Origin of the sequence: Paraglaciecola sp. 2405UD69-4 (assembly GCF_047525415.1) — a bacterium.
Lineage (GTDB): Bacteria > Pseudomonadota > Gammaproteobacteria > Enterobacterales > Alteromonadaceae > Paraglaciecola.
Genome location: NZ_JBLIXM010000002.1, coordinates 1,137,870 through 1,151,378, shown reverse-complemented (window position 1 = coordinate 1,151,378; position 13,509 = coordinate 1,137,870). Strand labels below are relative to the sequence as shown.

The 13,509-nt window shown below is 38.4% G+C and carries 15 protein-coding genes; 10 read left to right on the top strand and 5 right to left on the bottom strand.

Going from position 1 to position 13,509, the window contains the following annotated elements; genetic code table 11:
- Positions 1-24: 24 nt before the first annotated feature.
- A complete protein-coding gene (gene queF / locus ACMUMK_RS11620; protein WP_414701273.1) occupies positions 25-864 on the bottom strand; it encodes an NADPH-dependent 7-cyano-7-deazaguanine reductase QueF in 840 nt (279 codons plus the stop codon).
- Between the two features lie 126 nt (positions 865-990).
- Here queF and syd point away from each other — a divergent pair, with 126 nt between their 5' ends.
- Positions 991-1,545: a SecY-interacting protein gene (gene syd, locus ACMUMK_RS11615; protein ID WP_414701272.1), complete on the top strand. Its 555-nt coding sequence runs from the start codon at positions 991-993 to the stop codon at positions 1,543-1,545.
- On the opposite strand, the gene ACMUMK_RS11610 is transcribed toward syd, so the two are convergent.
- Positions 1,535-1,831 (bottom strand): hypothetical protein, encoded by a 297-nt coding sequence (locus ACMUMK_RS11610; RefSeq protein WP_414701271.1) that lies wholly within the window; start codon positions 1,829-1,831, stop codon positions 1,535-1,537. The two genes, syd and ACMUMK_RS11610, sit on opposite strands and share 11 nt — an antisense overlap.
- Positions 1,832-2,003: 172 nt before the next feature.
- On the opposite strand from ACMUMK_RS11610, the gene ACMUMK_RS11605 reads away from it, so the two are divergent.
- Together ACMUMK_RS11605 and ACMUMK_RS11600 are read left to right on the top strand one after the other, a co-directional pair.
- A complete protein-coding gene (locus tag ACMUMK_RS11605) occupies positions 2,004-2,372 on the top strand; it encodes a DUF3192 domain-containing protein (RefSeq protein ID WP_414701270.1) in 369 nt (122 codons plus the stop codon).
- A 112-nt stretch (positions 2,373-2,484) separates the two neighbouring features.
- Positions 2,485-3,135, top strand: a complete 651-nt coding sequence (locus tag ACMUMK_RS11600; protein WP_414701269.1) for a GNAT family N-acetyltransferase — start codon at positions 2,485-2,487, stop codon at positions 3,133-3,135.
- A 622-nt stretch (positions 3,136-3,757) separates the two neighbouring features.
- Here ACMUMK_RS11600 and ACMUMK_RS11595 read toward each other — a convergent pair.
- Both ACMUMK_RS11595 and ACMUMK_RS11590 read right to left on the bottom strand, forming a co-directional pair.
- Complete coding sequence (locus tag ACMUMK_RS11595) at positions 3,758-4,039, bottom strand: DUF3301 domain-containing protein (protein ID WP_414701268.1); 282 nt, start codon at positions 4,037-4,039, stop codon at positions 3,758-3,760.
- A gap of 30 nt (positions 4,040-4,069) precedes the next feature.
- Positions 4,070-5,086: a DUF3549 family protein gene (locus tag ACMUMK_RS11590; RefSeq protein WP_414701267.1), complete on the bottom strand. Its 1,017-nt coding sequence runs from the start codon at positions 5,084-5,086 to the stop codon at positions 4,070-4,072.
- A gap of 91 nt (positions 5,087-5,177) precedes the next feature.
- Here ACMUMK_RS11590 and ACMUMK_RS11585 point away from each other — a divergent pair, with 91 nt between their 5' ends.
- Both ACMUMK_RS11585 and truC read left to right on the top strand, forming a co-directional pair.
- The gene (locus ACMUMK_RS11585; RefSeq protein ID WP_414701266.1) at positions 5,178-5,510 is read left to right on the top strand and encodes a YqcC family protein; all 333 of its coding nucleotides are present in this window, start codon (positions 5,178-5,180) and stop codon (positions 5,508-5,510) included.
- Between the two features lies 1 nt (position 5,511).
- Entirely contained in the window at positions 5,512-6,258 is a 747-nt protein-coding gene (gene truC / locus ACMUMK_RS11580; RefSeq protein ID WP_414701265.1) for a tRNA pseudouridine(65) synthase TruC, read from the top strand.
- A gap of 128 nt (positions 6,259-6,386) precedes the next feature.
- Here the strand turns inward: truC and rpsT are convergent, their stop codons facing one another.
- Positions 6,387-6,650 (bottom strand): 30S ribosomal protein S20, encoded by a 264-nt coding sequence (gene rpsT / locus ACMUMK_RS11575; protein ID WP_414701264.1) that lies wholly within the window; start codon positions 6,648-6,650, stop codon positions 6,387-6,389.
- 349 nt (positions 6,651-6,999) lie between these two features.
- On the opposite strand from rpsT, the gene murJ reads away from it, so the two are divergent.
- The 5 genes from murJ to fkpB all read left to right on the top strand — a co-directional run bounded on the left by murJ (position 7,000) and on the right by fkpB (position 13,479).
- A complete protein-coding gene (gene murJ, locus ACMUMK_RS11570) occupies positions 7,000-8,556 on the top strand; it encodes a murein biosynthesis integral membrane protein MurJ (RefSeq protein WP_414701263.1) in 1,557 nt (518 codons plus the stop codon).
- Between the two features lie 204 nt (positions 8,557-8,760).
- On the top strand, positions 8,761-9,687 hold the full coding sequence (gene ribF, locus ACMUMK_RS11565) for a bifunctional riboflavin kinase/FAD synthetase (protein ID WP_414701262.1): 927 nt from the start codon (positions 8,761-8,763) through the stop codon (positions 9,685-9,687).
- A gap of 46 nt (positions 9,688-9,733) precedes the next feature.
- Positions 9,734-12,553: an isoleucine--tRNA ligase gene (ileS, locus tag ACMUMK_RS11560; protein WP_414701261.1), complete on the top strand. Its 2,820-nt coding sequence runs from the start codon at positions 9,734-9,736 to the stop codon at positions 12,551-12,553.
- A complete protein-coding gene (gene lspA / locus ACMUMK_RS11555; RefSeq protein WP_414701260.1) occupies positions 12,546-13,040 on the top strand; it encodes a signal peptidase II in 495 nt (164 codons plus the stop codon). The genes ileS and lspA overlap by 8 nt, the downstream gene beginning before the upstream one ends.
- On the top strand, positions 13,033-13,479 hold the full coding sequence (gene fkpB, locus ACMUMK_RS11550; RefSeq protein WP_414701259.1) for an FKBP-type peptidyl-prolyl cis-trans isomerase: 447 nt from the start codon (positions 13,033-13,035) through the stop codon (positions 13,477-13,479). Before lspA ends, fkpB begins: the two co-directional genes overlap by 8 nt.
- The last annotated feature ends 30 nt before the right edge of the window (positions 13,480-13,509 follow it).

The following is a 13,509-nucleotide window of genomic DNA, read 5'->3' as shown; positions in this document are numbered from 1 at the left end:
TATCACTAAATTAGTGTTGCTTTGTTATTGCCTAGCAAGCCTTAGTTCTGGATAAATGTTTTCAAAGTTGCTTCTGAAGGGGTTTATGTCTAAACCGCCTCTTCTAGTGTAGCGAGCGTACACGGTAAGCTTTGAGGGTTTACAATAACACATGATATCCCAATAAATGCGTTCTACGCATTGTTCATGAAACTCATTGTGTTGCCTAAATGAAATTAAGTATCTCAATAAACCTTCTCGATCGATTTTGGGACCTACATATCGAATAAATACGCTTCCCCAGTCTGGCTGGTTAGTGACAAGGCAATTGGATTTCAGAAGATTACTGCTTAAATCTTCCTCAACTATATCCCCATTAGAAAAAAGGTTGGAGCTGTCCATCAAATAATTATCAATCTCTATATCTAAGCTATCTAAATTCGATGAAACAAAATTAGATATTCTTAAGTTTGAGAATGCCTCAAGTGGGGCAACCTTTACCTTTACTTCTTCGCCAGCACAACTCGACAAGTCTATTGTTATGGCTTGGTGCACGGCTTCAATAGACTCAAATTTACTCTGGTTAAAGCTGTTTAGGTACAACTTAAACGATTTAGATTCAATTAGGTTTGCAGATGTAGCGGGTATGTCACACTGTAATATTGCTACTTGAGGCTTACCTTTTGGATTTAGCCAAGACAATTCATAACCATTCCATCTGTCACAACCGTGAAATGGCAATTGGTTAGGTAAGTTTAAATCGTCGCGATTCATACTACGGGGAACTGGTTGTAATAAGCTCGGAGTATATGTCTCTAGGTATTCAGTTTTTTTTCCTAAACCTAATGAAGCGAGTGTTGCTTCTTTATCAATAGGTGTATTCACGGTTACTCTTTTTGCTGATTGTTATTTCGAAAGTCTACATTATGAAACATAGCACCTAAACCTCAATGTGTTTTTTATTCTTCAAAATGGTAAATTTAGGCTTAGTTTGAAAAAGTTAGGTGCAGTATGGGTAGTTCGGTATCAATAGCGTTAGAAAAATTTATAGAAAAATATCTTGAGCAGGGAGCCAAAGATCCTGAGCTATTATCAATTGACTATGATCCTCAGTGGCCATCTTTATGTTACATGTCCTCAGCAAAAGATGGCAACAGTGTGCCTTGGGAACCAATTAAACGTGCAGATGGAGGCGACTTTAGTGATATCGAGAAAGCATTAGATATTTCTATCCATAATGACTTGGTCGATTTTTATACTGGCTATTGGAGTGATAATTTAAACGCTAAAATATCTGAAGACACTGTGCAGTTGTTGCAACCTTGGAATGATGACGACTTTATTCGATTACAACAAAATTTAGTTGGGCACGTGTTGATGAAACGAAGGCTAAAGCAGCCAATTACTTTATTTTTTGGTTTGACTGATGATGATGATTTTATTATTACATTAGATAATCAATCTGGGGAGGTTATGTTAGAGCAGGTAGGTATGTTACCAAAAAAAGTTTTAGCCCCCAATTTAGCCGCCTTTCTGAGTAGTTTGGAGCCAAATTTTACTCGTTAAATTTACTTTTTAATAACGCTATTTCATTCATGATAGTTTCGAGTTGCCTTTCTAAGTGACTCACTCTTTGTTCTAGCAATAGCTCAATTGCTGGCTTTTCCTCTGGTTCAAATTTGACAAGGCTTGGCTTGTATTCAGGGTTGGCTTTCCAATGCTTAATTGCTTGTATTACTTCAGGTATGGGTAAAGGTCTTGCTGCTGAACTTCTTATTAGTGCCACCGAAGGAGTTTTCCCTTTATGGTGGATCTCATGGCAAAGGTTCATAATATAATCGATATTACTCATTTAATTGGTCAAATTTCCTAAATATTAAGTTTAATCACTAAGCAAACCCTATCAAATTACCTACTGATTTTTGATATTTCTATATAAAACAATGGGTTATATGTTTGGCTCTGTTTTTGAATAATCAGTGTAAATCATTGTTTTTATATATTAACAGACTAAGGAATTTAAAATGAAAAAATGGGTTATTACAACAGTATTGTGTTCTTCATTGGTGTTAAGTGGTTGCGTTATCTCAGTTGATGGAAATGGGGATTATAAACACTCTTCATCTTGGCAAGACAGTGAGAGAAAAAACCGTAAACATATAGCAAAGTTACAACCTAATACTAGCTATGAACAAATACTAAGTTCAATGGGGACAGCGGACTTTAATGAGTTCTATAAAACAAATGAGGATAGCTACCGCGTTCTTTATTACCGTACTCAGAAAGTAGAGAGTGATGGTGTAACTACAAAAGAAGAGTGCACTCCTTTGATATTTAAAAACGGAATACTAGTGGGCTGGGGAGATAGCGCTTATAAGATGATCAATGAGTAATATTTGCTAATGAATATATAGAGCTTCTGGCTAGGAATAATTTTTTTGTCACATTTATTTAACATGTCTTGGTGTTTGAGGTAGAGTAATCAAAAACGCATGGGGGCATAACATGAGTACCTTGTTAAACAATCAAGTAGAAGAAGTTAGCAACATTAAAGCTGTGTACTTAACTGCTGAAGATTTAAAAATAGCAGCCTCAATTCTTTACCAAGCGTATCATGATGATCCCCTCTTTGTTGATATCTTCCAATACAATAAAGAGGGGTATGAGTCTCGATTACGTTCCACTATTAGAGAAGAGTTACATGCGTTCTGGGCTGCAAGGCAGCCAATGATTGGATTGTTTGTAGATAACAGGCTCACAGCTGTTACATGTTTGGTTACCCCTGAAAATCAATTAAAACCTAGTCGGTTTTGGCATTGGCGCTTGAAGATGTTGTTAACTGCAGGTTATTTAGGCACCAAGCAGATGATTGAAAAGGAAGCACTGGTTAGAGAGCGGGTCCCAGCGAAGCATTATCATATGTTGTCTTTTATTGGAGTACACCCAGATCATCAGCACTCAGGGTTAGGACACGTACTTATGAGTGCAATAGAAGGGATCATGTTAGAAGACCAAGAGAGCGAAGGTGTAGGCATGTATGTGACTTTACCTAAATGTTTATCTTTTTTTGAAGATGGAAACTATTCTATGGTTGAAGAATTAGCCTTCGGTAATATTAATGGGCACTTAATGTTCCGTCATAGAAAAGCCTCATAAAATCAGTGTAAGAATTTAGATATATCTTTGTAAGATATTTCGTACAAGCTTGTAAGATAAGTCGTCAATTTACCAATAGCATTAACCTACGCGTTATTTAACCAACTGTTTTATAACAATAATTTTTTATTTGTTCTTGTTAGACTTCTTTATATTTTATTTTTTGCAGATTTGCTCCTAGTTAAAATCCTTAAATCCTCTATCTTTAACTCGTCACAAGGAAACACGACGAGTCAGGAAGACATACGGATAGACTGGATTGCTAAGGGACTAAGCAGATATTGCAAGGCTGCAATATTTAGGGACTGGAGCTCAGGATGAGAGCTTTAAAAGGACGTAAAGCTGAGGGATAGGAATACAATGACGTAGATTTGCTTTGGATGGCATTCATAGGGATTTGGACACGCTTGGATGGCGCCCCTAAGGACTGTGGGATGGAAGGGATAAAGGATACACTCAGGATGAGTGGCTCATTAGGAAAAATGAGATGTAATGGAAAGGGTAGAAAATGGATTTTAGGACAATTTGCAATGGATAGCTGAGAAGGAACTTCAAAATTCTACCAAAAGGCATATCTTGATCTTCAAGTTATGCCTTTTTCATTTTTGGGCACCCATTCGCTTTAATCTATTTTATATGCGGGTGTATCAATTTTAGTTAAACGTAAACCAATCATAGATACATTTCCTTGATAGCTATCTTCTCCATTACCAGAAAACTCGAAGTTAAAATCTGTGTGAAGATCAAGTTTGCCGTGATGGCTCTTTATTCTTGTCTTCTTTCTCGCCACACTTATTAGTTGCATATTTTGGTTATCACAATATTGTTGCAAGGATATTTTTACTTGTTCAGATATTGCTCTGATTCGCCAAAATAAAGCAAATACTCCTAGTATAGAAATCAATATTATTAAGTCATATAGGTTCATGATGGGTTATTGTCCAAATACTTTACCAATAGCTGTTGTAAGGTTAGGGCTTTTATCTGGCCAACGGAGGACGCTTAGCATAACTTGTCGAATTTCTGGTATTTGTACTAAGTCTGCATAAAGTCCACCAAAGTACTCAGGTGCACATTTTGCTAAACCTTCAATAAATATTGTCAAAATATCTTGGTTAACTAGCGCTTTCCAATGCCTTGCTGCTATTAGCATTAAAATAGTTGGGTTTTCTCCCGCTTCACTTTTCAATACACAAAGAATGAAGGCATGAAGGGATTTGCTATCTTGGCTTTGACTCAATGCTCGTAAAGAGGATTGAAGTTTATCCAAGTTATTTGACTCTTGTTGAGCCCAGTTAATAATGAATTCACTTAGCTTTGCATTTACAGGGTGGTTTTCAAGGGATGAGCACAGCGCAATTTGTAACTGTTGTGCTAAATGTTGAAAGTTAGATAAAAATATTTCCTGAGTGTTTGGGTTGTTTAGTGATGCACAAAAGTCTGTAATACCCTGCAAAGGTATATCTCGCCAGTCTTGTTGAGCTGGCTTTTCGATATGTTGAAGGGCGGTTGTTAAATGTTCTGAGAAAGGCAGCTCTAACTTGGCTTTACACAGGCTATTAAAGTCCGCCAAGAGCTGCTGGCCTGGTACAAATGTAAATGGGTTATCAGGTAGCTGATTATTCGGATTAGCTTCGTTGTTTAAGGTTTCTCCTAATGCTTCGACTACGATTTGTAAAAATTGCTGCCTACCTGCTTCTATAACAAGCCCTTTTTCATCCAGTGGTAATTTAACAAACCAAATATAGTGTTCGCTGCTGGCTGACTTGTTGAAGAACAGGAGTCCGAACCAAGCATGTTGCTGCCGAGGTCTTGGAGCTGGCACCTGAGCTCTTTCAATTTCTAGAAACTCTTGGGAGCTTATGCCTTTTATGCCTCTTGCCATATCAAACACGTGGCATTGGGTGCCAGCGTGCAATAAAAATTCACTGATAGTATTTATGTGACTCATGGTATTCTTATACTTGAAATTAGAATTAGATTGTAAGCTTTGGAGTTTTTACTCTGGATAAAAGCTTAGTCGAACAATTAGATTATTGATCATGCCATGTAGATACTCAGAAGTCGAAATTCTGCTTAAAAAATTAAAAAAACAAATGCTCATTAGTGATTTATGGTCAGACGTTTCACCATCTGAGGCTGCGTTGGGGAGTCAATTACCTTTTGCTTGTGATCACATGCCCTTTGAAAATTGGTTGCAGTTTATATTTATTCCCAAAATGATGGCAATAGTCATTTCAAAAAATGAATTACCAGTTAATTTGTCTTTGATGCCGATCGCAGAACAATCTTTTGTAGGACGAGCTTCTATTAGTAATGTATTGGAAGCTCTCGCTGAAATAGATAATAAGTTTGCAGAGTTTGTGAGGAGTTAAAGTGCACTTAGACGTGATTTACCAAGATGAATATATTGTTGTCATTAATAAACCATCAGGTCTTTTAGTGCATCGTAGCTTGATTGACAAACATGAAACTCAATTTGCTATGCAAATGTTAAGGGATCAAATAGAACAGCATGTTTTTCCGGTACATCGTCTTGATAGGCCTACTTCTGGGGTACTCGTTTTTGCGCTGTCTTCAGACATCGCTCGAAAATTAGGTGAGCAATTTTCACAGCAAACGATTAGTAAAACCTATTTAGCTATTGTGCGAGGTTTTGCTCCACAAGAAGGAGTAATTGATTACGCATTGAAAGAAAAGTTGGATAAAATCGCAGATAAAATGGCGAAGCAAGATAAACCAGCTCAAAGTGCACAGACATACTTCACTCGATTAGATACTTTTGAACTGCCTTACGAGGTGAGTAAATACCCAACGGCTCGATATTCATTGGTAAAGCTAATGCCAAAAACGGGACGGAAACACCAACTTAGGCGCCACTTAGCTCATATTAACCACCCAATTATTGGTGATACTACCCATGGAGATGGTAAACATAATCGTTTTTTACGAGAGACGTTTGGGCTTCAGCAGTTGGCATTAACCTGTAAATCCATGGAAATTAAACACCCTGTTAGCTCAGAGGATTTGTTTCTTCAATCCCCCCTTGATTCACAGATAATGAGCCTTCTTAAACAGTGGCAAATGAGTACGTCTAAATTGAATGAGTTGGAAAACTTGTAGTATTGGGATAGGGGAGAGGTAATCTTAAACTGCGTCTAACTTATGATTTTTACTATGTTTACTTAGAATTTCAGTTTTTCAGATACAAAAAAAGCGCCATAGGCGCTTAATTTAATATACGAACAAACCTAGCTTAATGCTTTGATTTGTGCCGCTAGACGACTCTTATGACGAGCAGCCTTATTTTTGTGTATCAATCCTTTAGTTGCCATACGGTCAAGCAAAGGGGTTGCTGCTGAATAAGCAGCTTGTGCTGCTTCTTTATCACCAGAGGCGATAGCAGCAATTACTTTTTTCAAAGATGTACGTGTCATTGAGCGACGGCTAGCGTTATGTTGACGACGCTTTTCGGCCTGTATTGCACGTTTCTTAGCAGACTTGATGTTAGCCAAGTTGGAACTCCCAAAAAATTCTAGTCAAAATTCAAGGGTGCGGATTATGGAGAACAAGCTGCCGAATGTCAATTAATTTTGAGCTATTTATATACAAAAACAAACAGCTGCTAATTTGATTGAATTTAGTGGGAGATAATCATAGCCAAGTGGTGCTTATATTTCATAAATTTACAACTATGAATAGCTGTCTATCAAGTGAGTTATTTCACTATAAAAGTCCATTAAGCATTTGAAATGGAGTTTTATAGTGAAATCTTAGTTGAACATCTTGTCTAGTCATTAGATTTTGTAGATTGGTAATGCTAATTCACGCATAATAATATTTTTGGAAAATGGAATTAAGTGGTTGTCACGTAAGTTATTTAAATCTGGGCTAATTGTTAGCTTTATGACATTCCTTTCGAGGATCCTTGGGTTAGTAAGAGATGCAGTTATCGCTAACTTGATGGGAGCGGGGGCTAATGCCGATGTATTTTTATTCGCTAATAAAATTCCTAACTTTTTAAGAAGACTTTTTGCTGAAGGTGCATTTGCCCAAGCATTTATTCCTGTACTAACTGATGTTAAAAATGAAGGAGATGAAGAGCATTTAAAACAGTTTATTGCAAAAGTAAGCGGTTCTTTAGGGGTGATTGTGACCATAGTAACGCTTATTGGGGTTATTGCTTCTCCGATTTTAGCTGCGTTGTTTGGCACTGGCTGGTTTATTGATTATTTGGAGGGTGGACCTCAAGCTGAAAAATTTGAATTGGCTTCTTGGATGTTGAAAATCACTTTTCCTTATTTGTTGTTCGTCTCTTTGACCGGTTTAGCTGGGGCAGTTCTTAATACTTTAAATAAATTTGCAGTGGCTGCATTTACACCTGTATTGCTCAATGTGGCAATTATTAGTTGTGCCATCTTTATGTCCCCACACTTCGAAGAACCTGCTTTCGCCTTGGCATGGGGAGTATTCATTGGTGGGTTATTACAGCTGCTTTTTCTGCTCCCTTTTTTATTTAAAGCCGGGTTAATTAGTAAGCCACAATGGGGTTGGAATGATCCTGACTTGATCAAAGTGCGGACATTAATGGTTCCGGCATTGTTTGGTGTATCAGTTGGACAAATAAATTTATTGTTAGATACCATGATTGCTAGCTTTTTAGGTACAGGGGCTATTTCTTGGTTGTATTATTCGGATCGACTTCTAGAGTTTCCTTTAGGTTTGTTTGGTATAGCTATCGCAACTGTTATTTTGCCAACTTTGTCAAAAAATCATGTGACAAATGACAGTAAAGCATTTAGTAATAATATTGATTGGGCAGTAAAAATGGTTTGTTTATTAGGTATTCCGGCTGCCACTGGGTTATTTATACTTGCCGAGCCTATGCTACTTACTATTTTCCAAAGGGGGGAATTCACGGCCTTTGATGCAACTCAAGCGTCTCACAGTTTAATGGCTTACTCCTTTGGGTTACTAAGTTTTATGCTGGTAAAAGTATTGGCCCCAGGTTTTTATTCTAGACAAGACACTAAAACCCCAGTGAAGTTTGGCATTTGGTGTATGGCAGCAAATATGCTGTTTAATTTAGTACTTGTTTGGCCTTTTGATTTTGTAGGTTTGGCTATGGCTACTTCGCTTTCTGCTTTTATGAACGCTATGTTGTTGTATGCAGCCTTACACAAGAAAAACGTTTATAGAATGTCATTAGGGTCGTTGCTATTGATTTTTAAAATAGTGATAGCCAGCGATATAATGGCGGTTACCATTGTATATATCATTCCGCCAGTTGATACATGGTTAACCTTTCCTATTGCTATTAAGGTTATGACCCTAGCTAAATTGGTCATAATTGGAGGCCTTGTTTTTGCAACTTCATTGCTAATTATGGGGGTTAGAAAAAAGAGTTTTATAACTCCATAGAAGAAGGTATTACTAGGTATATGATTTTGTAATCAGGTGCTTGTAGGTGGTGAGTTTTGTTGTTTTATTGAGGTGACTTCATTAAAAACCAGAATTCCTGCCTCTAATCGCTTTCAATCATTGGCTAGTCAGTTATAATCCGCGCTTTTAATAATTTCGGTGCGGTCGCTTTTAGGCGCCAGGCATGCAAGTTAGAGACGTGAATTGGAACTAATCCGCGGTATACACAACATACGTGAAAGACATAAAGGTTGCGTGCTCACCATTGGAAAATTTGATGGTGTGCATTTAGGGCATCAGGCTGTGCTTAAACAAGTGGTAGATAAAGCAAATAAATTAGGTTTACCCGCCACTGTTTTGGTCTTTGAGCCCCAACCTGAAGAACTATTTACACCAGATAAGGCCCCTGCAAGACTCAGTCTACTGCGAGATAAATATATTCAGCTTAAACATCTTGGGGTAGACCGTTTGCTGTGTGTCAAGTTTGATCGTGCCTTCGCTAATTATAGCCCTCAATTTTTTGTAGAAGACTTGTTAGTGAAGAAGTTGAATATTCGCTACTTAGTTGTCGGTGATGACTTTCATTTTGGAAAGGAGCGAGAAGGCGACTTTGCGCTACTGCAGCAAAAAGGTAAACAGTATCAGTTTGATGTCGTAAGCACGCAAAGCTTTAAGGTGTCAGATGACCGTATTAGTTCTACGGCTATAAGAAAAGCCTTACAAGATGATGATTTTGACCTAGCAGAGCAAATGCTTAATCGCCCCTTTAGTATTGCTGGTAAAGTATTACATGGTGACAAAAAAGGGCGAACCATAGGTTTTCCTACTGCGAATGTATTACTAAAGCGCTGTAAGGCTCCAGTGAATGGAGTATATGCAGTGAAAGTGGACGTAGCTGATAAATGTTACATGGGAGTGGCCAATATAGGTCACAGACCAACTGTAAATGGACAGCGCTCACAACTTGAGGTACACCTGTTTGGTTTTAGCGGGAATTTGTACGGAAAATTTATCTCCGTAGCGCTAGTTCGCAAAATTAGACAAGAAATGAAGTTTGATTCGTTTGAGTTACTTCATCAACAAATACAAAAAGATGCATTAGAAGCCAAAATTATACTTGGTGTTTCTTAGAAGCTTTAATTTTTAACTACATTGACCAATTTGGATTTAACCAACAATGAGTGATTACAAACATACCCTGAATTTGCCAGAGACTGATTTCCCAATGCGTGGAGGTTTAGCACAGCGCGAACCCAAAATGCTCAAGCAATGGACAGATAAGAAGCTTTATCAGCAAATTCGAGAAGCCAAAAAAGGTAAGACACCTTTTATACTGCATGATGGTCCTCCTTATGCAAATGGTGATATTCACATTGGTCATGCTGTTAATAAAATTCTAAAAGACATTATTGTTAAGTCTAAGACTTTGTCTGATTTTGATGCTCCTTACGTTCCAGGCTGGGATTGTCATGGTTTACCTATTGAGTTAATGGTTGAGAAAAAAGTAGGCAAACCAGGCAAAAAAGTGACAGCTGCCGAGTTTAGGCAAAAGTGTCGCGATTACGCAGAAAAGCAAATTTCGGGTCAAAAAGCTGACTTTATCCGCCTTGGCGTTTTAGGTGATTGGGACAAGCCATATAAAACTATGGATTACATGTCTGAAGCTAACATTATCCGAGAGTTGGGCCTTATTGTTCGCTCTGGTCATTTAGAGAAAGGCTTCAAGCCAGTCCATTGGTGTACGGATTGTGGCTCTGCTTTAGCTGAAGCTGAGGTTGAGTATCAAGATAAAAACTCACCCTCTATTGATGTGAAATTTAAGGCAATAGACCCTAATGCTGTTAGTAGTCTTTTTGGTGCATCAAGTGATGAGCTAAATGTTTCTTTTGTTATATGGACAACTACACCATGGACTATGCCTGCTAACCGAGCTGTATGTGTGCATCCAGAGTTAGAATATAGCTTGGTAAAAGTCACCGGAGAAAACGGCTCTGAGCTTCTAATAATTGCGACAGATTTAATCGCAGATTGCATGAAACGTTTTGGCTTTGATACCTTTGAAACTTTAGGGGTATCTAAAGGTGAAGCTTTAGAACTTCAAAAACTTAAACATGCTTTTTATGATTTTACTGTACCTGTGATTTTAGGTGATCACGTTACGACTGAATCAGGTACTGGGTGTGTGCACACCGCACCAGGCCATGGTGTAGATGACTTTAATGTTGGGAAAAATTATAACCTAGAAGTTGCGAACCCTGTTGGTGCAAATGGTGTGTATCTTGAAGGTACTGAATTGTTTGCCGGTGAACATGTCTTTAAAGCTAATGATCATGTTGTCGAAGTGTTAAAAGAGCACGGCGCACTCTTGCATCATCATGTTTATAATCATAGTTACCCTCATTGTTGGAGGCATAAAACCCCTATTATTTTCCGTGCTACCCCACAATGGTTTGTGAGTATGGATAAAAATGGCTTACGTGAAGAGTCTATTAAAGAAATACATAACACTCAGTGGATCCCTGAGTGGGGTGAGAGCCGTATTGAAACTATGGTTGCAGGGCGACCAGACTGGTGTATTTCTAGGCAACGTACTTGGGGTGTACCTATTGCGTTATTTGTACACAAAGATACCGGTGACTTACACCCTCGTACTGATGAATTAATCGAGCAGGTTGCAAAGCTGGTTGAACAAAAAGGCATACAAGCATGGTGGGATATCGATACTCAAGAATTACTAGGAGAAGATGCTGAAACCTTTGTGAAAGTTCCTGACACCTTAGATGTATGGTTCGATTCGGGGGTAACCCATTATTTTGTGGTTGATGCTCGTGACGATATTCCGGCTTCTGCAGATTTGTATTTAGAAGGCTCTGACCAACACAGAGGTTGGTTTATGTCATCTTTGATGACATCTGTAGCCACCAAAGGAAAGGCGCCGTATAAACAAGTGTTAACTCACGGCTTTACTGTTGATGGTGATGGTAAGAAAATGTCAAAGTCACTTGGCAATACCATTGCACCGCAACATGTTACCGGCAAGTTAGGGGCTGATATTTTACGGTTATGGGTAGCTTCCACCGATTATCGTAGTGAAATTGCAGTATCTGATGAAATATTAAATCGTTCAGCTGATGCTTATCGCCGTATCCGCAATACAGCTAGATTTTTATTAGCAAACTTGAATGGATTTGACCCTAAGACTGACCTTGTTGCCATTAATGATATGGTTGAGCTAGATAAGTGGGTTGTGGGCCGTGTGCACGATATTCAACAGGATATTATCAGTGCTTACGAAAAGTACGACATGTTAGTGGTCACGCAAAAGTTAATGCAATTTTGCTCAATAGAGTTGGGTAGCTTCTATTTAGATATCATTAAAGATAGACAATATACTGCCAAGAGTGACAGTCACGCTCGTCGCTCATGTCAAAGTGCCCTATATCATATCATAGAGGCTTTGGTTCGCTGGATGGCACCTATTACTAGCTTTACAGCCCAAGAGCTTTGGCAAGAAATGCCATGGCAGCAAGATGAATTTGTATTCACTGGTAAGTGGTATGAAGGTCTACAAGAAGTAACCTTATCCACTGAGTTTGATAATGATTTCTGGCAGAAAATTTTAACAGTTAAAAATGAAGTCAATCGTTGCATTGAAGCAACCCGTAAAGAAGGCAATATTAAAGGTTCTTTACAGGCAGAAGTTACTCTGTATGTTACCCATGATTTATTTACCACATTATCAAAGCTAGAAGATGAATTACGTTTTGTTTTAATCACTTCAGGGGCAAATGTTGTAGAAGTGAGTGAAGCGCCTAGCTTAGCATCTGAGACTGAACTTTCTGGTTTGTGGGTAGATGTAGCAGTATCAAAGGCTGAGAAATGTAGTCGATGTTGGCATCACAGAGAAGATGTTGGCCAAGATGCCAATCATCCTGAGTTGTGTGTTCGCTGTGTCGATAACGTAGAAGGGGATGGTGAAGTTCGCTCTTATGCTTAAGCTGTTTACACAAACAGGTTGGCGGTTCCTATGGATCGCTGTTTTGGTGTTTGGGCTTGACCAATATACCAAAGCATTGATTCTTCGAGATATAGACTTGTACCAGGCAATACAAATATTGCCCTTTTTTAATCTAACTCACGTATACAACTATGGCGCTGCCTTTAGTTTTTTAAACGATTCTAGCGGGTGGCAGCGCTGGTTTTTTACATTAGTTGCTTTCGCTGTAAGTGCCTTAGTACTTTGGTGGTTAAAACAAACAACTAAACCACAAGTTTTAATACCAGTGGCTTTTAGTTTAATAGTCGGTGGGGCCTTAGGAAATGCTTACGATCGTTTAGTGTTAGGTTATGTGGTTGATTTTTTAGTGTTGTATTATGAGACTTGGCAGTGGCCTGCTTTTAATATAGCTGACAGTGCAATATGTCTTGGAGCTTTATTATTGCTCATCGATATGTTCAAGAATAAAGAGGATAAAAATGTCTGATTGCGGAAACAATGCCATAACTCAGGGCAGTGAAGTGGTGCTTCATTTTGATTTGAAGCTTGCTGACGGCTCTGCTGCAGATAGCACTAGAGTTAATGATAAGCCAGCAAAGTTAGTCATGGGAGACGGCAGCTTAACAGCCAATTTTGAAGCTTGTTTGTTAGGTTTGGTGGCTGGTGAAAAGAAGTCTTTTACGCTTGAAGCAAATGATGCGTTTGGGATGCCGAATCCAGATAATATCCATCATTTAGAGCGAAGTAAATTTGGTGCGGACACCCCAGCAGAAGAAGGTATGATAATTGCCTTTACGCAGCCTGATGGCAGTGAGTTACCAGGTATTGTTAGAGAAGTGACTGGAGAGTCAGTAACGGTTGATTTTAATCATCCTCTAGCAGGACAAGTTATAACCTTTGACGTAGAAATATTAACAGTCAATTAAGCAAGATTGGCGATTTATTGAGGTAAAACC

What these genes read in the sequence shown, in the direction of transcription:
- ACMUMK_RS11610 (WP_414701271.1), bottom strand. Translation starts at nt 1,831, where the DNA reads ATGAGTAATATCGATTATATTATGAACCTTTGCCATGAGATCCACCAT.
- fkpB (WP_414701259.1), top strand. Translation starts at nt 13,033, where the DNA reads ATGTCTGATTGCGGAAACAATGCCATAACTCAGGGCAGTGAAGTGGTG.
- ACMUMK_RS11605 (WP_414701270.1), top strand. Translation starts at nt 2,004, where the DNA reads ATGAAAAAATGGGTTATTACAACAGTATTGTGTTCTTCATTGGTGTTA.
- ileS (WP_414701261.1), top strand. Translation starts at nt 9,734, where the DNA reads ATGAGTGATTACAAACATACCCTGAATTTGCCAGAGACTGATTTCCCA.
- ACMUMK_RS11585 (WP_414701266.1), top strand. Translation starts at nt 5,178, where the DNA reads ATGCCATGTAGATACTCAGAAGTCGAAATTCTGCTTAAAAAATTAAAA.
- ACMUMK_RS11600 (WP_414701269.1), top strand. Translation starts at nt 2,485, where the DNA reads ATGAGTACCTTGTTAAACAATCAAGTAGAAGAAGTTAGCAACATTAAA.
- lspA (WP_414701260.1), top strand. Translation starts at nt 12,546, where the DNA reads ATGCTTAAGCTGTTTACACAAACAGGTTGGCGGTTCCTATGGATCGCT.
- ACMUMK_RS11590 (WP_414701267.1), bottom strand. Translation starts at nt 5,086, where the DNA reads ATGAGTCACATAAATACTATCAGTGAATTTTTATTGCACGCTGGCACC.
- syd (WP_414701272.1), top strand. Translation starts at nt 991, where the DNA reads ATGGGTAGTTCGGTATCAATAGCGTTAGAAAAATTTATAGAAAAATAT.